Origin of the sequence: Micromonospora sp. NPDC048930 (assembly GCF_043197935.1) — a bacterium.
GTDB lineage: Bacteria > Actinomycetota > Actinomycetes > Mycobacteriales > Micromonosporaceae > Micromonospora.
Map to the genome: position 1 here is coordinate 382,101 of NZ_JBICUB010000001.1, position 19,352 is coordinate 401,452.

13 protein-coding genes, 2 pseudogenes and 1 riboswitch are annotated in these 19,352 nt (G+C 77.2%); of the genes and pseudogenes, 2 read left to right on the forward strand and 13 right to left on the reverse strand.

The genetic code is table 11. The annotated features are described in order from the left end of the window. Positions 1-4: 4 nt before the first annotated feature. The 11 genes and pseudogenes from ACGFI9_RS01935 to ACGFI9_RS01985 all read right to left on the reverse strand — a co-directional run. Positions 5-178 (reverse strand): annotated as a pseudogene (locus ACGFI9_RS01935) (4Fe-4S binding protein); the annotation flags it as partial. Next, a complete protein-coding gene (gene cobJ / locus ACGFI9_RS01940; protein WP_393173844.1) occupies positions 166-1,923 on the reverse strand; it encodes a precorrin-3B C(17)-methyltransferase in 1,758 nt (585 codons plus the stop codon). The pseudogene ACGFI9_RS01935 and the gene cobJ, both read right to left, overlap by 13 nt. Further along, on the reverse strand, positions 1,920-3,188 hold the full coding sequence (gene cbiE, locus ACGFI9_RS01945) for a precorrin-6y C5,15-methyltransferase (decarboxylating) subunit CbiE (RefSeq protein ID WP_393173846.1): 1,269 nt from the start codon (positions 3,186-3,188) through the stop codon (positions 1,920-1,922). The genes cobJ and cbiE overlap by 4 nt, the downstream gene beginning before the upstream one ends. Positions 3,189-3,562: 374 nt before the next feature. Then, positions 3,563-4,708, reverse strand: a complete 1,146-nt coding sequence (locus ACGFI9_RS01950) for a cobalt-precorrin-5B (C(1))-methyltransferase (protein ID WP_393173848.1) — start codon at positions 4,706-4,708, stop codon at positions 3,563-3,565. Further along, entirely contained in the window at positions 4,705-5,607 is a 903-nt protein-coding gene (gene cobM, locus ACGFI9_RS01955) for a precorrin-4 C(11)-methyltransferase (protein WP_393173850.1), read from the reverse strand. The genes ACGFI9_RS01950 and cobM overlap by 4 nt, the downstream gene beginning before the upstream one ends. After that, entirely contained in the window at positions 5,604-6,347 is a 744-nt protein-coding gene (gene cobI / locus ACGFI9_RS01960; protein WP_393173852.1) for a precorrin-2 C(20)-methyltransferase, read from the reverse strand. The genes cobM and cobI overlap by 4 nt, the downstream gene beginning before the upstream one ends. Continuing rightward, the gene (locus ACGFI9_RS01965; RefSeq protein WP_393173854.1) at positions 6,344-7,699 is read right to left on the reverse strand and encodes a cobyrinate a,c-diamide synthase; all 1,356 of its coding nucleotides are present in this window, start codon (positions 7,697-7,699) and stop codon (positions 6,344-6,346) included. Before ACGFI9_RS01965 ends, cobI begins: the two co-directional genes overlap by 4 nt. Then, positions 7,693-8,304, reverse strand: coding sequence for a cob(I)yrinic acid a,c-diamide adenosyltransferase (cobO, locus tag ACGFI9_RS01970; RefSeq protein WP_393173856.1), 612 nt, complete (start codon positions 8,302-8,304; stop codon positions 7,693-7,695). Before cobO ends, ACGFI9_RS01965 begins: the two co-directional genes overlap by 7 nt. Before the next feature lie 125 nt (positions 8,305-8,429). Next, positions 8,430-10,774, reverse strand: a pseudogene (locus ACGFI9_RS01975) (VWA domain-containing protein); the annotation flags it as partial. Next, complete coding sequence (gene cobN / locus ACGFI9_RS01980) at positions 10,771-14,445, reverse strand: cobaltochelatase subunit CobN (RefSeq protein ID WP_393173858.1); 3,675 nt, start codon at positions 14,443-14,445, stop codon at positions 10,771-10,773. The pseudogene ACGFI9_RS01975 and the gene cobN, both read right to left, overlap by 4 nt. Positions 14,446-14,590: 145 nt before the next feature. Further along, complete coding sequence (locus ACGFI9_RS01985) at positions 14,591-14,797, reverse strand: hypothetical protein (RefSeq protein ID WP_393173860.1); 207 nt, start codon at positions 14,795-14,797, stop codon at positions 14,591-14,593. Positions 14,798-14,842: 45 nt separating this feature from the next. Beyond that, a riboswitch (cobalamin riboswitch) is annotated at positions 14,843-14,972 on the reverse strand. 325 nt (positions 14,973-15,297) lie between these two features. On the opposite strand from ACGFI9_RS01985, the gene ACGFI9_RS01990 reads away from it, so the two are divergent. Together ACGFI9_RS01990 and ACGFI9_RS01995 are read left to right on the forward strand one after the other, a co-directional pair. Further along, positions 15,298-15,993 carry an MBL fold metallo-hydrolase gene (locus tag ACGFI9_RS01990; RefSeq protein WP_393173862.1) on the forward strand — a complete coding sequence of 232 codons (696 nt, stop codon included), beginning with the start codon at positions 15,298-15,300 and terminating at the stop codon, positions 15,991-15,993. Between the two features lie 56 nt (positions 15,994-16,049). Continuing rightward, on the forward strand, positions 16,050-17,639 hold the full coding sequence (locus ACGFI9_RS01995; RefSeq protein ID WP_393173864.1) for a glycosyltransferase 87 family protein: 1,590 nt from the start codon (positions 16,050-16,052) through the stop codon (positions 17,637-17,639). Between the two features lie 15 nt (positions 17,640-17,654). On the opposite strand, the gene ACGFI9_RS02000 is transcribed toward ACGFI9_RS01995, so the two are convergent. Continuing rightward, a complete protein-coding gene (locus tag ACGFI9_RS02000) occupies positions 17,655-17,987 on the reverse strand; it encodes a hypothetical protein (RefSeq protein ID WP_393173866.1) in 333 nt (110 codons plus the stop codon). 94 nt (positions 17,988-18,081) lie between these two features. Further along, a complete protein-coding gene (locus ACGFI9_RS02005) occupies positions 18,082-19,338 on the reverse strand; it encodes an MFS transporter (protein ID WP_393173868.1) in 1,257 nt (418 codons plus the stop codon). Between the last annotated feature and the right edge of the window lie 14 nt (positions 19,339-19,352).

Below are 19,352 nucleotides of genomic sequence, written 5' to 3' on the forward strand. Positions count from 1 at the left end.
CGACGCGGATCGCGTCCACGGGGCAGATCTCCAGGCACTCCAGGCAGCCGGTGCACCGGTCGGTGACCCGCAGGCCGGCGGGAGTGGGCCGGATGGCGTGCGTCGGGCAGGTGAGCAGGCAGGCGCCGCAGCCCTGGCAGGGACCGATGGCCACCGGTGCGGCGGTCACGCCCGCCACCGGTAGCCCCTGGGGGTGACCATCCGGCCGGCGACGATCCGGGTCTGCGAGCTGCCGACGACGACCACGCTGTACATGTCGACCAGCGCGGGGTCGAGGGTGGCCAGGGTGGCCAGGTGCACCCGCTCCCCGGTCCGGCTGGCGTTGCGGACCACGCCGACCGGGGTGTGCTCCGGCCGGTGCGCGGCGAACGTCCGCAGCGCCGCGCCGAGCTGCCAGTCCCGGCTCCGGCTGCGCGGGTTGTAGAGCAGCGCCACGAAGTCGGCCTCGGCCGCGGCGGCCACCCGCCGTTCGATCACCGGCCACGGGGTGTGCAGGTCGGACAGGCTCAGGTAGACGTGGTCGTGCCCGAGCGGCGCGCCGAGCAGCGCGGACGCGGCGAGGCCGGCGGTCACCCCGGGCACCCCCACCACGTCGATCCGCTCGTCGGCGCCCTCCAGGGCGGGGCTGGCCATCGCGTACACCCCGGCGTCGCCGGAGCCGACCAGGGCGACGGCGTGCCCGGTGGTGGCCTCGGCGACGGCGGCCCGGGCCCGTTCCTCCTCCGCGCCGAGACCGCTGGCCAGCACCCGGGTGCCCGGGCGGAGCAGGTCACGGACCTGGTCGACGTACTGGTCGAGGCCGACGACCACGGCGGCCCGGCGCAGCTCGGCCACCGCGCGCGGGGTGCGCAGGTCGGCGGCGCCCGGGCCGAGCCCGACCAGGGCGAGCCGGCCGCGCGGGGCGTGCCGGGCCACCGCGACGGTGGCCATCGCCGAGGCGGTCTTCGGCACCAGCAGGGCGCCGCCGCCGCGCAGCGCCGCGGCCTCCGCGACGCTCGGCGTGCCCACCACCGCGCGGACCACCTCGCTCGGGTGCGGCACGTCGACCGCCGCCAGCTCCGCCGCCGGCCAGGTTTCCAGGGGTACGCGGTACGCCTCGGCGGTGGCGCGGATGCCCGCCTCGTCGGCCTTCAGGTCCACGCTGGCCAGGCAGCGCAGGCTGGCCGGGCTGAGGCCGGCGTCGGCGAGCACCCGGCGCAGCAGGCCGGTCACCTCGGCGGCGGGGACGCCCCGGCTGGAGCCGATCCCGGCGACCAGCGACGGCGGCCGCAGCACCACGGTCCGGTCGTCGAGCGGGACGACCCGGTCGGTGACCAGGATCCGCCAGCCCGGGCCGTCGGCCTGGGCGCCCGGGCCGTCCGCGCCCGGCGGGCCGTCCGTCACCGGCGGGCCGGCGTCGGCGGGCGGCGGGGCGGTCCGGACGTGGACGTTCGGCGGCAGGGCGGGCAACGGCCAGGTGGCGTCGGCGACCAGCAGGACCGGCTCGCCGTCGAGGATGGCCCGGGACACCGCGGGCACCGCGCCCTCCACCGGCCAGCCGAGGGTGTCCAGGCCGGGCAGCCCGACCGCGTCGGTGGCGGTGGTCACCACCGGCCGGGCGTCCAGCAGCGCGGCGACGTCGGCGGCGAGCGCGTTCGCGCCGCCCGCGTGCCCGCCGAGCAGGGCCACGGCGTGCCGGGCCGCCTCGTCGACCACCACCACGGCCGGGTCGGTGCGCTTGTCGCCGAGCAGCGGGGCGAGGATCCGGACCACCGCGCCGGTGGCCAGGAACGCCACCACCGCGTCGCACCCGGTCCAGGCGGCGCGCAGCGCGTCGGCGGCGGTCTCCGCCTCGACCAGCCGGGCGGACGGCCAGGCGGCGGCGAGCGTTCCGGCGTGCCGCCGGCCGGCGGCGGTGGCGGCGACGAGCCCGATCGTGGTCATGGCTTCTCCCAGGTGGACGGCAGTTCCCCGGTGAGCACCACCACCGGGTTGGTCGCGGCGAGCCGCAGGGAGCCGCCGGGCAGGTCGGCGAGGCGGGCGGCGGCGAGCTGGCTGCCCTCGACCGCGTACCCGGCCTCCCGCAGCAGGTGGACGGCCGGGGCGACCCGGTCGAGCGCGGCGAGGGTGGCCACCACCCGGGCGGGGCGGCGGTCCGCCACGGCGGCCAGCACCTCGACGCCGCCCCCGCCGACGAAGACGGCGTCCGGCTCGGGCAGCTCGGCGAGGGCGGCCGGGGCCACGCCGGTCACCACCCGGACGTCGACCCCGTGCCGGGCGGCGTTGACCCGGATCGGGGCGTCCGGGTCCCGCTCGACGGCGATCACCGCCGCGCCGAGCAGGGCACACTCGACGCCGACCGAGCCGCTGCCGGCGCCGACGTCCCAGATCAGCCGGCCGAGGCGGGGACGCAGCCGGGCCACCGCGAGGGCGCGCACCTCCGCCTTCGTGATCATCGAGTCCCGGTGGGCGTACGCGGACTCGGGCAGGGCCCAGCCGGCGGCGGGCGCGGCGGCGGGCTGGTTGTCGGCACGTATCCCCCACCCGGTGTCCGGGGCCAGGCTGAGCACGACGTGCGGGTCCGGCCAGGCCGTCGCGGCGGCCTGTCCCGGGGTGGTCCAGGTGACCCGCTCGTCCGGGGTGCCGAGGTGTTCGGCCACGACCAGCTGACGGGACCAGCCGACCAGGCCGGCGCCGAGTTCGGCCGCCCCGGCGCCGGGCGCGGTGAGCACCGCGACGGCGGGCAACGCCCGGCAGGCGTTGAGCGCCGGCCGCAGGTCCCGCCCGTGCGCGCTGACCACGGCCGCCCCCTCCCAGGGCAGGCCGGCGCGGGCGAAGGCGGCGGCGACGCTGGAGACGGCGGGCAGCACCCGGACCGGCAGGCCGGCCGCCCGCAACCGGCGGACGATGCCGAAGAACCCGGGGTCGCCGCTGGCCAGCACGACGGCCGGGACGCCGGCCGCGACGGCGGCGGCGAGCCGGTCGAGCGCGGGCGCGACTGGTCCGAGCACGACGGTGGCACAGCCGGCCGGCACGGGCACGGCGGCCAGGTGCCGGGCCGCGCCCACCACCAGCCCCGCCCCGGCGAGGGCCTCGGCCAGCGCGGGATGGGCCGGCCGCCCGGCGGCGTCCATCCCCCCTACGGTCACCCGGACCGCAGCGGATGGCACCGACGTCGCGCCGGCCGGAGCGACGTCCGCCACCTCCACCGTGGCGTCCGTGGCCCCTGTCGGCTGCGCGGGGTACGGACTCTCCCGTTTTCGGGTGCGCGGCGAGTCGTCGGCGGACCGACCCGCCGGCCTCCCCGCCACCGAGCGGGCCGGCGGCATCCCCGGGTAGTTCGGCGTCCGCCGGCTGCGGACGGACGACACGTCGCCGGCAGAGCGATCCCCCCGCGCCGTGGTAGGCACCTCGCCGGCGGCGCGATCCTCCCGCGTCGTGGTCGCCACACCGCCGGTGAGCGATATGTCTCTCAGACATAAATATGTCTCAGCGTCATATCGCCCAGAAGTGGTGTGCCGATCAGCGGCGGGACCGAGCGCCACGGGACGGCCGGGACGGACGGGACCAAACGGCGGGAGTGTCATGCGGCCCACCGGCCCGAGGAGGCGACGACCCGGGAGCCGGCGAAGTCCACCATGGCCACGTCCACCGTGACGGCGTGGCCGGCGAACCGGCGCAGCACCTGGCGGACCCGGCGGCAGAGCACGTCCCCGGCCGGCCCGAGCAGCCCGGCGGCCTCCCACAGCTCGTACGCGTGCCGCCCGGTGTTGCCGGCGGCGACCGCCGCGACCAGGTCGGGGGCGCCACCGGCCTCGGCGGTGACGGCACCGAGCAGCGACAGGTCCACCTTCGACCGGGTGTAGTGGGTCATCAGGATGCCGGCGGCGAGCTTGGCGAGCTTGCCCGCCATGCCGACGAAGACCACCCCGGTCATCCCGTCGCCGACGGCGGCGGTCACGGCCGCCCCGGTGAAGTCGCCGACCTCAACGAAGCACACCTCGGGCAGGTCGGGCCGGAGCGCGCGGGCGGCCCGCTCGGTCCGCCCGCCGGTGCAGAGCACCACGGTCCGCTCCCCCTGGGCGGCCATCACGTGCACCGCCTGCACCACGCTGGCTCGCCAGGAGGCGGTGGAGAAGGGCCGGACGATCCCGGTGGTGCCGAGGATGGAGATGCCGCCGAGGATGCCGAGCCGCCGGTTGGTGGTCTTGCGGGCCATGATCTCGCCGCGCGGCACGCTGATCACCACACGGACGCCGACCTCGGTCAGGTCGACCACCTCGGCGACGGCCTGGCCGATCATGCGGCGCGGGGTCTCGTTGATGGCCGGCCCGCCCACCGGCAGGCCCAGCCCCGGCCTGGTGACCGTGCCGACGCCCGGCCCGCCGTCCAGCCGCAGCCCGGGCTGGTCGCGCCAGTCGACGGTGGCGGTCAGTTCGGCGCCGTGAGTGACGTCCGGGTCGTCCCCGGCGTCCTTCACCACCACCGCCTCGGCCCGCCGGGCCGGTTCCAGGTCGCACCGGGCCACCGCGAAGGTGACCCGCCGGCCGGCCGGCAGCCCGATCTCCACCTCCCGCTGCGGCACCCCGGTGACCAGCGCGGTCACCGCCGCCTTGGCCGCCGCGGTGGCGCAGGCGCCGGTGGTCCAGCCGGTGCGCAGCGCGGTCGGCCGGACCTTCGCGGTGCGTGGCAGGTCCGGCTCGCGCAGCGGCGGCTCGGCGTACGTCATCGGCCGTCCCCGGCGCGGCCGCCGGCCGGGTCGACGGCGGGATCGACGGCGGAATCGGCGGGCGGGAGGGCACGGCCGGCGGCCGGATCGGCGGCGGCGCGGGCGCGACGCAGGTCGGCGCGGGCGGCCGGCTCGGCCCGGCGGTAGGTGTGGAAGTGGCCGGGGTGGTAGAGGTGCGAGCGGGTGCCGGTGGCGGCGAGCGCCGGCCCGACCAGGAACAGGGTTTGCTTCCAGAGCTTGTGCGCCCGGACCGTGTCCGCCAGCTCGCCGAGGGTGCACCGGACCACCAGCTCGTCCGGCCAGGTCGCCTGGTACGCGACCACCACCGGGGTGTCCGGCGGGTAGCCGCCGGCCAGCAGCTCCGCCTGCGCCTGGCCGGAGCGGGCGGCGGAGAGGAAGAGCGCCATGGTGGTGCCGTGCCGGGCGAAGTCGCGGACCCGCTCCCCCGGCGGCATCGGCGTCTTCCCGCCCTCCAGGCGGGTGAGGATCACCGACTGCGCCACCTCGGGGATGGTCAGCTCCCGCCCGACGCGCGCGGCGACGGCCGTGAACGAGGAAACCCCGGGGACGATCTCCACGGCCAGGCCGAGCGCCCGGCACAGGTCGAGCTGCTCCTGCACCGCGCCCCAGAGCGCCGGGTCGCCGGAGTGGATCCGGGCCACGGTCAGCCCCCGCGCGGCGGCCCGCTGGTAGAGCGGCAGCACCCCCTCGACGGGCAGTCGCGAGGAGTCGACGATCTCGGCATCGGCGCGGGCGTGGGCGAGCACGTCGGCGTGGACCAGGCTGGCCGCCCAGATCACCACGTCGGCCTCGGCGATCACCCGGGCGGCGCGCAGGGTGAGCAGGTCGGCGGCGCCCGGACCGGCCCCGACGAACCACACCTTTCCGGCGGCGGTCACAGCTTTCCTCCCCGGCGGTCCCGGCGGGCCGGGACCAGCAGCGTCGACAGGTACGGCAGGTCGTCGGCATGGTCGTCCACCGGCCCGATCCACTCGTCCGGCAAGCCGAGGGCGCGGCCGAGCAGGGCGTCGCCGTGCCGGCCCTGCCGACGCAGCTCGCGGACCAGGTCGGGATGGCGGCGCCAGCCCTTGTAGACCACGACGGTCCCGTCCCCGGCGAGCGCGTCGGCGACCGGCGCGAGACCGGCGGTGGCGGGCAGCAGGGTCAGCGGCTCGCGGCCCTCGCAGAGCGGCACGCCGGCCCGGGAGGCCAGCTCCTGCATGGCGGTGATCCCGGGAACGGTGCGGACCGCGACGTCCGGCCGTCGCCCGCGTACCCCGTGGGCCAGGTAGCCGAAGGTGGAGTAGACGTTCGGGTCGCCGATGGTGGCGAAGGCGACCGCCCGGGCCCCGCCGTCGAAGGCGGCCACCACGGCCGCCGCGGCGGCGTCCCAGGCCGCCTCCCGGCGGGCGGTCACCCCGCCCCGGTCGTCGAGGGCGAACGGCAGCCGGCGCAGCCGGTCCGGGGCCACGTGCCCGCGTACGGTCGCCTCCGCCCGGCCCGGCCCGGTCGCGCCGTCCGGGCGGTCCAGCACCGGCACGAAGACGACGTCCGCCGTGCCGAGCAGTCGTGCCGCCTTCAACGTCAGCAGTTCCGGGTCGCCGGGGCCGACGCCCACACCGGTCAGGGTCGCGCTCACCGGCTCGCCGCCTCGACGAGCCGGCGGGCCGCCGCCGGCTGGCCGGCCCAGTGAGTGTGCAGGTAGGAGGCGTGCACCCGGCCGGCGACGAAACCGTGGGCGGCGCCGTCCCAGCGCCACGCCGGCCGGTCCCCGTGCCCGGGGTCGGTGACGGTGCGGTGGAACTCGTGTCCGCGTACCGGGTCGCCGGCACGGTGCACCGGGGAGTCGGCGGCGGCCACCGCGTCCCGGTAGCCGAGCGTGAGCCGGCCGGTCATCCGGGCGGTGTGGTCGAGCCGCCCGCACATCGGCACCCCGTCGAGGGAGCGGCCGAGGTAGAGCAGGCCGGCGCACTCGGCGACGACCGGACCGTCGAAGTCGGCCAGCTCGGCGCGCAGCGCGGTGTTGCCGGCCAGGGCGTCGGCGTGCACCTCGGGGAAGCCGCCGCCGACCAGCACGGCCCGGGTGCCGGGCGGCAGGGCCGGGTCGCGCAGCGGGTCCACGGTCACCACGTCCGCGCCGGCCGCGGTGAGCAGCTCGGTGGTCTCCGCGTACGAGAAGGTGAAGGCCGGACCGCCGGCGACGGCGACGACCGGGCGGGCGGCGCCGGCGGGGCCGCCGACGGCGGCGGTCGGGTCCCAGGCGGGCGCGGTCAGCGGCGGCGCGCTCCGGGCCAGGTCGAGCACGGCGTCTAGGTCCACGGTGGACCGGACCAGGTCGGCGAGCGCCTCGACCACGGCGACCGATTCGGGCGCGCGTTCGGCGACCGGCACCAGCCCGAGGTGGCGGGACGGCGCGGTCACCTCGGCGGCCCGGGTGACCGCCCCCAGCACCGGTACGCCCACCTCGGCGAGCGCGTCGCGCAGCAGGGTCTCGTGCCGGGGCGAGCCGACCCGGTTGAGGATCACCCCGCCGATCCGTACCGCGGGGTCGAAGGCCCGCATGCCGAGCACCAGCGCGGCGGCCGAGCGGCCCTGCGCGGTGGTGTCCAGGACCAGCAGCACGGGCGCGTCGATGAGGGCGGCGACGTGCGCGGTGGACGCGTACGCCCGGTGCCCGACCGCGCCGTCGTGCAGTCCCATCACGCCCTCGACCACGGCGACGTCGGCGGGCGTGGGGACGCTCGTGCCGTGCCGCAGCAGCGGGGCGATCCGGTCCGGGCCGACCAGCCACGGGTCGAGGTTGCGGCCGGGACGGCCGGCGGCGAGCGCGTGGTAGCCGGGGTCGATGTAGTCGGGGCCGACCTTGTGCGGGCTGACGGTCAGGCCCCGGCGGCGCAGCGCGGCGAGCAGCCCGGTGGCCACCGTGGTCTTGCCGTGCCCGCTGGCCGGGGCGGCGACGACCAGCCGGGGCAGCGCGACGGGGGTCACCACTCGATGCCCTTCTGGCCCTTCTGGCCGGCGTCCATCGGGTGCTTCACCTTGGTCAGCTCGGCGACCAGGTCGGCGGCCTCGACCAGCCGCGGGTCGGCGTTGCGGCCGGTGATCACCACGTGCTGGAAGCCGGGCCGGTGGACCAGGGTGTCGACCACCTCGTCGACGTCCACCCAGCCCCAGGTCATGGGGTAGGTGAACTCGTCCAGCACGTACAGGCCGTGGCGCTCGGCGGCCAGGTCACGCTGGATCTGCCGCCAGCCCTCCCGCGCGTCGGCCGCGTGGTCGGCCACGCCGCCGCGCTGGATCCAGGACCAGCCCTCGCCCATCTTGTGCCAGGTCACCGGGGCGCCCTGGCCGGTGCGGGCGTGCAGCTCGCCGAGGGCGCGGAAGGCGTTCTCCTCCCCCACCCGCCACTTGGCGCTCTTGACGAACTGGAACACCCCGATCGGCAGCCCGGCCGTCCAGGCCCGCAACGCCAGCCCGAACGCCGCGGTCGACTTCCCCTTCATCTGTCCGGTGTAGACGATCAGCAGCGGCCGGTTCCGCCGCTGCCGGGTGGTCAGCCCGTCCTCGGGCACATGAGTCGGCTTCCCCTGCGGCATCAGGCGACGCTCCTTGCTTGCGCGATCTTGCACTTGTGGTTGCCGTTACGCCCGTCTCCACCCGACTTGTCCCCACCACAACTGCAAGATCGCCCGGAAGGGGTGGGTGGGGTGAGGGAGACGAGGGAGGTGAGGGAGGTGAGGGGGTGGAGGGGGGCGTGCAGGTGGGTGGCTAGGCGGGCCGCCAGGTGGAGGCGGACGGGGCCGGATTCGCAGTCGACGACGACGCAGGCGGCGCCGGTCGCGGCGAGCACGGCGGCCGCCCGGGCGGCCCGGTCGAGCGGGCGGGGTCCGGCGGTGGCCCGGCCGTCGGTGACGACCAGGACGAGGGGGCGCCGCTTCGGATCGCGCAGCCGCTCCACGCGGAGCAGCTCGGCCGCCGCGAGCAGCCCCTCGGCGAGCGGGGTACGCCCGCCGGTGGGCAGCTCGGCCAGCCGGGCCGAGGCGGCGAGCACCGAGGAGGTGGCCGGGAGCAGGGTCTGCGCCCCGGCGCCCCGGAAGGCGACCACGGCCACCTTGTCCCGCCGCTGGTACGCGTCGGTGAGCAGGGCGAGCACCGCGCCCTTGACAGCGCCCATCCGCTGCCGGGCGCCCATCGACCCGCTCGCGTCCACCACGAACAGGACGAGGTTCCCCTCGCGTCCCTCGCGGACGGCCTCGCGCAGGTCGTCCCGATGCAGCCGCAGCGGCCCGCCGGCCCGGCCCCGCGCTGCCTGGTGCGGGGCGGCGGCCCGGACGGTGGCCGGCAGGTGCAGCGCCCCGGCCCGGCCGGCGAGCGGGCGGCGTGCCCCGGTGGTCCGGCCCCGCCCGGTGCGCGCCCGGGAACGCCGGCCCGGCACCCCCTCGCCCACCCCGGGCGCGGTGAACAGTCGCGCCCGCAGCCCCCGCTCGGGTACGGCGGTCGTGCCCCCCGGCGCGGCGGACCGGTCGATGTCTCCCGTCGCGGTCGGGCACGGCCCGGTGTTCCCGGCACCCCGGTTGCCGCGCCGCCTCGACCCCCCGTCGGCCGCACCGGCTCCGTCGTCGTCGGTGCGGCCCTCGTCGGCGCCGGACCGCAGGTCACCGTCGAGGAGGTCGTCGGCACGGTCCGATCGGTCGCCGGCCCCGCCGGGCTGGCACCCGTCGTCTCCGCCGAGCCCGTTGTCGGCGGCGAACCGGTCATCGCTCCCGTTGACCGGCCAGCGGTCACCGTCCCGGGCACGGCCCCCGGCGCGCCGCGGATCCGGCTGCCCCGCCGGGTCACGGCCGTCGCCGCCCGCCGCCGGGTCGGCACCGTCGCCGCGGGCCGTACCGCCCCGGCCGCGCCCGCCGCCAGGCCCGCCCGCCGGACCGCCTCCACCGGGGCCGCCGTCCGGGCCCGGGCCACCGGCGCCGTCGTCCGGGTCGTCGTCGGGGTGGGCGTCGCGGGCCCGGCGCAGCGCCTCGTCGAGGCGTTCCTCGTCCAGGCCGGGAGTGTCGAACGGGTCCCGGCGACGGCGGTGCGGCAGGGCGAGCCGGGCGGCGACCCGGACGTCCTCGGCGTCCACCCGGTCCCGGCCCTGCCAGGCGGCGTGCGCGGCGGCAGTGCGGGCGGTGACGATGTCGGCGCGCATGCCGTCCACGTCGAAGGCGGCGCAGACCTCGGCGATCTGCCGCAGCGCCGCGTCGGGCAGCACCACCCGGGGCAGCCGGTCCCGGGCGGCGGCGACCCGGCGGGCCACCTCGGCGTCCGCCCCGGCCCAGCCGGCGGCGAAGCCGGCCGGGTCGGCGTCGGCGGCCAGCCGGCGGCGGACCACCTCGGCGCGTACGGCGGGGTCGCGGCTGGCGGCCACCTCGACGGTGAGCCCGAACCGGTCGAGCAGCTGCGGGCGCAGCTCCCCCTCCTCCGGGTTCATGGTGCCGACCAGCAGGAACCGGGCGGCGTGGCTGACCGAGACGCCCTCCCGCTCGACGTGGCAGCGGCCCATGGCGGCGGCGTCGAGGAGCAGGTCCACCAGGTGGTCGTGGAGCAGGTTGACCTCGTCGACGTAGAGCACCCCCCGGTGGGCGGCGGCGAGCAGGCCGGGCTCGTAGGCGCGTACCCCCTCGGCGAGGGCGCGTTCCAGGTCGAGCGAGCCGACCACCCGGTCCTCGGCGGCGCCGACCGGCAGTTCGACCAGGCGGGCCGGTCGGCGCTCGGCCGGCGCACCGGCCGGGTGTGGCCCGTCCGGGCAGCCCGGGTCGGGCATGGCGGGGTCGCAGCCGAAGCGGCAACCGCCCACCCGGTCGACCGGGGGCAGCAGCGCGGCGAGGGCGCGCACGGCGGTGGACTTGGCGGTGCCCTTCTCACCGCGGACGAGCACCCCGCCGATGGCCGGGCTGACCGCGTTGAGCAGCAGGGCGAGACGCATCTCGTCCATGCCGAGCACCGCGCTGAACGGATAGGTCGTCATTGCGCCTCCTTCGTTCGCGACTGCGGGGCTCGCAAACCCGGCTCACTCCTCGCGCTCACTGCCGGTCCTCCAGGTCGCCCTCGCTGGCCAGGTACGTCTCGTGGAGCCGGTCGAGGGTGGCCGGTTCGGGCGCGGCCCACAGCCCCCGGTCGGCGGCCTCGAGCAGGCGTTCGGTGATGCCGCGCAGCGCCCACGGGTTGGACCGCTCCAGGAACTCCCGCGTCTCCGGGTCGAAGAGGTACGCCTCGGCGAGCCGCTCGTACATCCAGTCGTCGACGACCCCGGCGGTGGCGTCGTAGCCGAACAGGTAGTCGACGGTGGCGGCCAGTTCGAAGGCGCCCTTGTAGCCGTGCCGGCGCATCGCGGCGACCCAGCGGGGGTTGACCACCCGGGCCCGGAACACCCGGCGGGTCTCCTCGCCGAGGGTGCGGGTACGCACGTCGTGCGGGCTGGCCGAGTCGCCCACGTACGCGGCGGGGGCGGCGCCGGTGAGGTGGCGGACCATCGCCACCATCCCGCCGTGGTACTGGAAGTAGTCGTCGGAGTCGACGATGTCGTGCTCGCGGGTGTCCTGGTTCTTCACCGCGACGGCGATCCGGGCGAAGGACCGTTCCATGTCCTCCCGGGCCTCCCGCCCGTCCAGCCCCCGGCCGTACGCGTAGCCGCCCCAGACCGCGTACACCTCGGCCAGGTCGGCGTCGGTGCGCCAGTTCCGGGCGTCGATGAGGGGCAGCAGCCCGGCCCCGTACGCCCCCGGCTTGGAGCCGAAGATCCGCGCGGTGGCCCGCCGCTCGTCGCCGTGCGCGGCGACGTCCGTGTCGACGTGTGCCTTGACGTAGTTGGCCTCGGCCGGTTCGTCGAGCGCGGCGACCCGCCGGACGGCGTCGTCGAGCAGGGCGACGACGTGCGGGAAGGCGTCCCGGAAGAAGCCGGAGATGCGGACGGTCACGTCGATCCGGGGGCGGCCCAGCTCCGCCAGGGGCACCACCTCGACGCCGGTGACCCGGCGGGACCGGTCGTCCCACACCGGACGGCAGCCCAGCAGCGCCAGGATCTCGGCGATGTCGTCGCCCTGGGTCCGCATGGCGCTGGTGCCCCAGACGGTGAGCCCGACCGAACGCGGGTACGCGCCGGTGTCGGCGAGGTGCCGGGCCAGCAGCGAGTCGGCGAGGGCGACCCCGACGTCCCAGGCGTTGCGGCTGGGGATGGCCTTCGGGTCCACGGAGTAGAAGTTGCGCCCGGTGGGCAGGACGTTGACCAGGCCCCGGGTGGGTGAGCCGGAGGGTCCGGGCGGGACGAACCGGCCGGCGAGCGCGCCGAGCACCCGGTCGATCTCGTCGGTGGTGCGGTCGAGGCGGGGCACCACCTCGCGGGCGGCGAAGCGCAGCACCTCGGCGGCGTCGGGCACGGCCGCCCCGACCACCTCGGTGACCACCGCGTCCACCTTGGCCTCGTCCCAGCCGAGGGTCTCCATGCCGAGGACGAGCCGGCGGGCCAGGGCCTCGATCAGGTCGACGGCGTCGGCGGCGGTGGCGGCCGGCCCGTCGACGGCCTCGGTCAGCGCCGCCGGGACGGCGATCCGGGCGCCCGGCGCGGCGAGCAGCGCCGCCTCGTCGAGGCCGGCGTGGGCGGCGAGGGCCTGGCGCAGCCCGGGCAGGGCGCGGACGCCGCCCCACACCTGCGGGGCGCGCAGCACGGCGAGGACCAGGTTGACCCGGGCCTCGCCGGTGGGCGCCTCGGCGAGCACGTGCAGCCCGTCGCGGATCTGCACGTCCTTGACCTCGCAGAGGTACCCGTCGAGGTGCAGCACGAAGTCGTCGAAGTCGTCGGCGCCGGGCATCTCGGCCTGGTGCAGGTCGTGGTGCAGCTCAGCGGCGCGGACCAGGTCCCAGATCTGCCGTTGCACCGTGGGCGCCTTGGCCGGGTCGAGGGCCTGCACGGTCGCGTACTCGTCCAGCAGCTGTTCGAGTTTGGCCAGGTCGCCGTACGTCTCGGCGCGGGCCATCGGCGGCACCAGGTGGTCCACGACGACGGCGTGTGCGCGGCGCTTGGCCTGCGTGCCCTCGCCGGGGTCGTTGACGATGAACGGGTAGACCAGCGGCAGGTCGCCGAGGACCGCGTCGGGCGCGCAGTCGGCGGCCAGCCCGAGTCCCTTGCCGGGCAGCCATTCCAGGGTGCCGTGCTTGCCCAGGTGGACCACGGCGTCCGCGCCGAAGCCGCCGTCGCTGACCGGCGCGGCCAGCCACCGGTACGCGGCCAGGTAGTGGTGGCTCGGCGGCAGGTCGGGGTCGTGGTAGATGGCGACCGGGTTCTCCCCGAAGCCGCGCGGCGGCTGGATCAGCAGCACCACGTTGCCGAAGCGCAGCCCGGCGAGGACGACGTCGCCGCCGTCGGTGTAGAGCGTGCCCGGCGGCTCGCCCCAGTGCTCCCGCATCCGCTCCCGCAGCTCCGCCGGCACCGCGCCGTACCACCGCCGGTACGTCTCCCCGGGCACCCGGGCCTCGGCGGCGGCGAGCTGCTCCGGGGTGAGCCACTCGACGTCGTGCCCACCGGCGGCGATCAGGGCGTGGATCAGCGCGTCCCCGTCGTCCGGCACCGGCCCGTCGCCCAGGTGGTAGCCGGCCTCGGCGAGCGCGGCGAGCAGGCGCACCGCCGAGGCCGGGGTGTCCAGGCCGACGGCGTTGCCGACCCGGGAGTGCTTGGTCGGGTAGGAGCTGAGCACGATCGCCAGCCGCTTGTCGGCGTTGCGCAGGTGCCGCAACCGGGCCGCCCGGACGGCGATCCCGGCGACCCGGGCGGCGCGTTCCGGGTCGGCCTGGTAGACCGAGAGCCCGTCGGCGTCGATCCGCTTGAACGAGAACGGCACGGTGACGATCCGGCCGTCGAACTCGGGGATGGCCACCTGCATCGCGGCGTCCAGCGGGGACAGTCCGGCGTCGCTGGCCGCCCACCGGTCGCGGGTGCTGGTCAGGCAGAGCGCCTGCAGGACCGGCACGTCCAGGGCGGCCAGCGCGCCGACGTCCCAGGCGTCCTCGTCGCCCCCGCCGGAGGCGTCGGCGGCGACCGTGCCGCCGGCCGCGAGGACCGTCACGACCAGGGCGTCGCAGCGGCCGAGCAGGTCCAGCGGGCCGCTGCCGGGGGCGAGACCGCGCAGCGACCCGCAGAAGATCGGCAGCGGGTGGCCGCCGGCCGCGGTGACCGCCGCGGCGAGGGTCTCGACGAAGCCGGTGTTCCCGGCGAGGGCGTGCGCCCGGTAGAACACGATGCCCACGGTGGGTCGGCCGGCGCCGGCCGGGCCGGGGTCGGGGCCGAGGATCCCGTACGCCGGGGTGGGCGCGGGCGGGGCGAAGCCCTCGCCGGTGAGCAGCACCGTGTCGGAGAGGAATCGGGCCAGCTCGGCGAGGTTCTCCGGGCCGCCCTCCACCAGGTACGCGAGCGCCTCGGCGGCCACCCCGGCGGCCACCGTGGACGCCGCCATCAGCTCCGCGTCGGGCACCGCCTCACCGCCGAGGACCACCGTCGGCACGCCGGAAGCGAGCACCGCGGCCAGGCCGTCCGGCCACGCCTGCCGCCCGCCGAGCAGGCGTACGACGGCCAGGTCGACGCCGTCGAGCAGCGCGGGCACGGCGCCGGCGGCGACCCGGGCGGGGTTGGCCAGCCGGTAGTCCGCGCCGCTGGCGCGGGCGGCGAGCAGGTCGGTGTCGGCGGTGGAGAGCAGCAGGATGCGCACGGACGGCTCCGGAGCGTGACGCCCGGCGGCACGGCGGCGGGCAGGGGTGGCGGCGGGTTCAGCGGGTACGCGTGCCCGGCGGGCGGCTCAGCGACGGCGGCCGGCCACAACGGTCGGCCGGGTGCGGACCCCGGCGGAACGGAACTCAGCGAGGAAGGGCGCGGGTGTGCCCGACGACCGCGAGGTGGTGCGGCCCGACGTTCCCGGCGCGGGCGGCCTCGGCGGCAGCATGCCGGTGCCGGAGCGCGGCGGCGCGGCCGGGCTGTGGCGCGGCGGGGTGAGCGGTCAGCGGCGCGTCGGTGCGCGCCGGCCGGATACGACGATCAACGTCGATGGCGGAAAGGCCGTGCATCGGGTCCTCCTCGGGTGTCCACGCCCTGGGGCTCGCCGACGGCCGAAGTATCCTGGCTCCCGGATCGACGCTCTCCCCCGGCCTTCCAACCGCGCACGCACGGCCGTGACTCACGAGGGGGGATCGCTCCCCGGTGACAGTGGCGGGACCGCGCCGGATTCACACCGGCTTCCTTCACTGCCGTCTGGCCGCGAATGCTGCCACAGCCACCCGGCGCGGGTCAACGGCGGGGCACCCGGGCCGGATCGGCCCGACCGCAGGCACGCACGTCAATCTCTCGCGCGGCCCGGGACCGTCTCGCCGCTATGGCGCTGATCGATGGCTGGGCTTCGCGGCCGTCGGGATTTCCGCCAATTCCCGACTTTCCGTCCGGCACCTGTGGACAGTCGCGTCCGGCCTGGCCGGACGACCCCGGCCGTCGACCGATAGCATCGGACGCTGACAGTGGATCACGTTCAGACGCTGCGAGAGGAATTGCCGCCATCGACGCCGTCACCCCTGTGCAGTTGGCCGGCCGGGTCTGGTTGTTCCCCGGCGATCCGGACCCGCTCGCGGTCCGCCCGACCGTGGCGGTCGTCGCCGACGAGCGCGGAAGTGTGATCGTCGACGCGGGACAGAGCCCCGCGCACGCCCGCGAGATCCAGGCCGGGCTACGCGCCGCCGGGCTGCCCGAGCCGCGCTGGCTGGTCTACACCCACCACCACTGGGACCACGTCTGGGGCGCCTGCGCGTGGCCGGGCGTCGAGATCGTCGGGCACGAGGCCGGGGTGGCCCCGCTGCGGGCCGAGGCGGCCCGGCCGTGGAGTCACCGCCACCTCCGCGAGCAGGTACGCGCCAACCCCCGCCTCGGGCACAGCTACCGCGCCCGCGCCCTCGCCGTGGACTCCTGGGACGGGTTCGCGGTGCTTCCGCCGACCCGTACCTTCACCGACGTGCTGACCCTGCCCACCGGGGTGGTGGTCCGGCACGTGGGCGGCCGGCACGCCCCCGACTCCTCGGTGGTGCTGGTGCCGGACTCGGGGGTGCTGCTGCTCGGCGACTGCTGGTACCCGCCGCCGGCCCACCTGCGCAACCCGGAGGACGAGCCCGACCTGGCGCTGGCCCGCAGCCTGCTCAGCGACGACGTCGAGTGGTACGTCTCGGCCCACGACGAGCCGGTGCGGCTGGCCGAGGCGCGCAAGGCCCTGGCCGGCTGACGTCGCGTCACCCGCGGCGGGCCCCGCCGCCGTCCCGGCTGTCCTATCCTCGGCCGATGCGGGACCGCCGGGTGATGCTGCTGTGGGCCACGTTCGCGCTGACCGCCACGGTCTCCGTCGGGCTGGTGCTGCGCCGGCCGGACCACCTCTCCGACCTGCACATCTACTACGGGGCGCTGGCCGACCTGCGGGCCGGACGGCCGCTGTACGGGTACGTCGCGGAGAACGGCGGCCCGTTCACCTACCCGCCGTTCGCCGCGCTGGTGCTCTGGCCGGTCACGGCGCTCCCGGAGTCCGTGCTGGGCGCGCTCTGGCTGCTGCTGACGGTCGCGGCGGTGGTCGCCGTCGCGGTACCGGTCGGCGGGGCGCTCGCCGCCGGACGGTCCGGCCGGCCACTGGCGGTGGCGGCCACCGCCACGGTGCTGATGCTCTCCGCGCCCGTGCAGAGCAACCTGCGCTTCGGGCAGGTGAGCATCTTCGTGGTCCTGCTGGCCCTGTTCGACGGGATGGGCGTCGTGCCGGCCCGGTGGCGCGGGGTGCTGGTCGGGGTGGCCGCCGCGGTGAAGCTCACCCCGCTGCTCTTCGTGGCGTACTTCCTCGCCGCCGGCCGGTACCGCGACGCCGGCCGCGCGGTGGGCGCCTTCCTGGGTTGCGCGGCCCTCGCCGCCGTCGTGCTGCCGGCGGAGAGCCGGACCTACTGGGCCGGCACGGTGGTCCAGACCTCGCGGATCGGCGACCTGGCCTCGCTGGGCAACCAGTCGGTGCACGGGATGCTGCTGCGGGTCGGGCTCTCCCCGGCCGCCCTGCCCGTGGTGTGGGCCCTCCTGGTGGCCGCGATCTGCCTCGTCGCCCTGCTGCGGGCCCGGCGGCTCGCGGCGGGCGGGCGGCCGGGGCACGCCGCGGTGCTGGTCGGCTGCGCCACGGTGGCCGCCTCCCCGGTCTCCTGGACCCACCACCAGATCTGGCCGGTGCTGGCCGGGATGCTGCTGGTCGGCGCCACCGGGGTGACCCGGAAGGTGGCCGGGGTGGCCCTGCTGGTGGCCATGGTGGTGTCGCTGGGCGCGGTGCTCGGCCCGGTGTCGACCCGCCCCGGCGTGCAGTTCCTCCTGGAGAACGCCCGTGCCCTCGGGGTCTGCGCGCTCTGCCTGGCCGGGTTCGGCGGCGTGGCGGTCGCGGCCGCCCGGCCGCACCGAACCGGCGCCGCCGGGCGGGCCTGGCTGCGGGTGGGCGTGGCGGTCGGGGCGACGCTGGCGTTCTTCGCCGTGCAGCCGCTGCCGGCCGGAGCCGACCCCACCTTCAAGGCGTACTCCCTGGCGGACGTGGCGAACCCGCGGTACTTCTTCTTCTGCCGAGGCGCGGCCGAGTGCGCGGCGTATGGCGGGGCGGGGCCGGTCACCTTCGGCACCGCCGTCGAGCCGACCAAGGTACGGGTCAACGGAGTGGTCTCCCCGGAGGTGGCCCGCCTGGAGTACTACTCGGCGCCCGGCGGGGCGCCCCGGGCGATCCCGCTGCTTCCCGCCTACCCCGGATCGCGCACGTTCTCCTTCCGGTCGGCGACGATGACGCACGGCCGGCTGGTGGCGTACGGGGCGGACGGTCGCCCGATCGCCACGTACGACGACGAGCTCGCCGCCGCGTTCCGCTGACCGGCCGGGGCGGGGTCAGCGGGCGTGCCGCTCCGGGTGGGCCCGGTTCCAGGCCCGCATCCGCTCCGGGTAGCCGGTGCGGGCGGCCTCGTACAGCGGGACCGCGTGCCGCTGGGCGAGCTTCGCGGCGGCCCGGGGCGAGCCGGTGCGGCGCCGGATCCACTCGCCGTCGTGGGCGATCGCGACCACCGTGGTGTCGGTCGCCGTGGTCTCCGGCTCCAGGTAGAACTCGACCCCGCGGCGGCTGGTGACGAACGCCTCCAGGGCGGCCAGGTCGTCCCGGTTGCCCTCGCGGTCGAGCTTGGTCGGGGTGGTCGGGTCGGTGGTCCGGCGACTGAACCAGCCCATGGCCGCCTCCTCTCCTCGGCGTCCTCCCAGTGCAGCACCCCTACCTGGGAGCCGGCTGCGAGCCCGGTGGGAGTCGGTTGACCGCCGGTGCCCGTCAGCGGGCCGGCGGGTGGAGCACTGGGACCAGGGCGAGGGTGGGCAGCAGGAGCAGCGGCACCAGCCCGAGGGCGGACAGGATGCCCAGGTGGTCGCCGAGGAAGCCGAGCAGCGGCGGGCCACCGAGGAAGGCGGTGTAGCCGATCATGGCGACCACGCTGACCCGGGCCGGCGCCCGGTCCTCGTCGTCAGCGGCGGCGCTCATCCCGACCGGGAAGCCGAGCGACGCGCCGACCCCCCACAGCGCCACGCCGACCACGGCGAGCGGCCCGGAGCCGGCCAGCACGGTCAGCGTGGCGCCGACGAAGGCCAGCCCGATGGTGCCGGCCAGCACGCGTACCCGGCCCCAGCGGTCGATCGCCACGGTGCCGGCGGTCCGGCCCAGGGTCATGCCGACCACGAAGACGCCGAACACGGTGGCGCCGGCCGCCTGGCTGACCCCGTACCCGTCGACGAACGCCACCGCCAGCCAGTCGTTGGCGCTGCCCTCGGTGAACGCCATCACCAGCACGAACAGGCCGATCAGCAGGGTGCGCGGCTCGCGCCAGGTGGCCAGCAGCGCGCGCCGGCGCGACGCCGGGTCGGTCGGACCGGCCGCCTCGGTCGGGGCGGGCAGGAAGGCCCGCGCGCCGAGCAGCGTGCCGGCGAGCACCACCACCGCGACCGCGGCGAGGTGCCAGCCGACCGCTACGCCCAGCCGGGCCGCCCCGGCCCCGATCCCGGCCCCGGCCACCGAGCCGAGACTCCAGGCGGCGTGGAACCGGGGCATGATCGTCCGGCCGAGTCGCTTCTCCACCGCCGCGCCCTCGACGTTCATGGCCACGTCGCAGGCGCCGGAGCCGTAGCCGACGGCGAAGAGCCCGACCACGACGCCGGGCAGCGAGCCGGCCAGGCTGGCGGAGAGGCCGGCGGCGGTCAGGCCGAGCGCGACCAGCACGGTCGACGCCGCCACGGTCCGGGCCGGCCCGAGCCGCAGGGTGACCAGGCCGGCGGTGGACATCGCCACCAGCGCGCCGGCCGACATGGCCAGCAGCAGCAGGCCGAGCCGCCCGGCGCTGAGCCCGAGCGCCTCGCGGACCGCGGGCACCCGGGAGAACCAGGTGGCCACCGCGAGCCCGTTGAGGGTGAAGACGACGGCCACGCCGTTGCGGGCGGCCAGGACCGGCCGCGGTACGGCCGGCCGGTCGACGGCCGGCGTGTCGATGGTGCTGCTCACCGTGGTCTGGTCCTCTCCCCGCGCTCGTGCGGCACCCATCGCACACCTGAGAG

Bases quoted from the DNA above. Each gene is read 5' to 3' on its own strand.
- cobJ (WP_393173844.1), bottom strand. From the start codon at position 1,923: ATGACCACGATCGGGCTCGTCGCCGCCACCGCCGCCGGCCGGCGGCAC.
- ACGFI9_RS01950 (WP_393173848.1), bottom strand. From the start codon at position 4,708: ATGACGTACGCCGAGCCGCCGCTGCGCGAGCCGGACCTGCCACGCACC.
- cobO (WP_393173856.1), bottom strand. From the start codon at position 8,304: ATGCCGCAGGGGAAGCCGACTCATGTGCCCGAGGACGGGCTGACCACC.
- ACGFI9_RS01985 (WP_393173860.1), bottom strand. From the start codon at position 14,797: ATGCACGGCCTTTCCGCCATCGACGTTGATCGTCGTATCCGGCCGGCG.
- ACGFI9_RS01995 (WP_393173864.1), top strand. From the start codon at position 16,050: ATGCGGGACCGCCGGGTGATGCTGCTGTGGGCCACGTTCGCGCTGACC.
- ACGFI9_RS02000 (WP_393173866.1), bottom strand. From the start codon at position 17,987: ATGGGCTGGTTCAGTCGCCGGACCACCGACCCGACCACCCCGACCAAG.
- ACGFI9_RS02005 (WP_393173868.1), bottom strand. From the start codon at position 19,338: ATGGGTGCCGCACGAGCGCGGGGAGAGGACCAGACCACGGTGAGCAGC.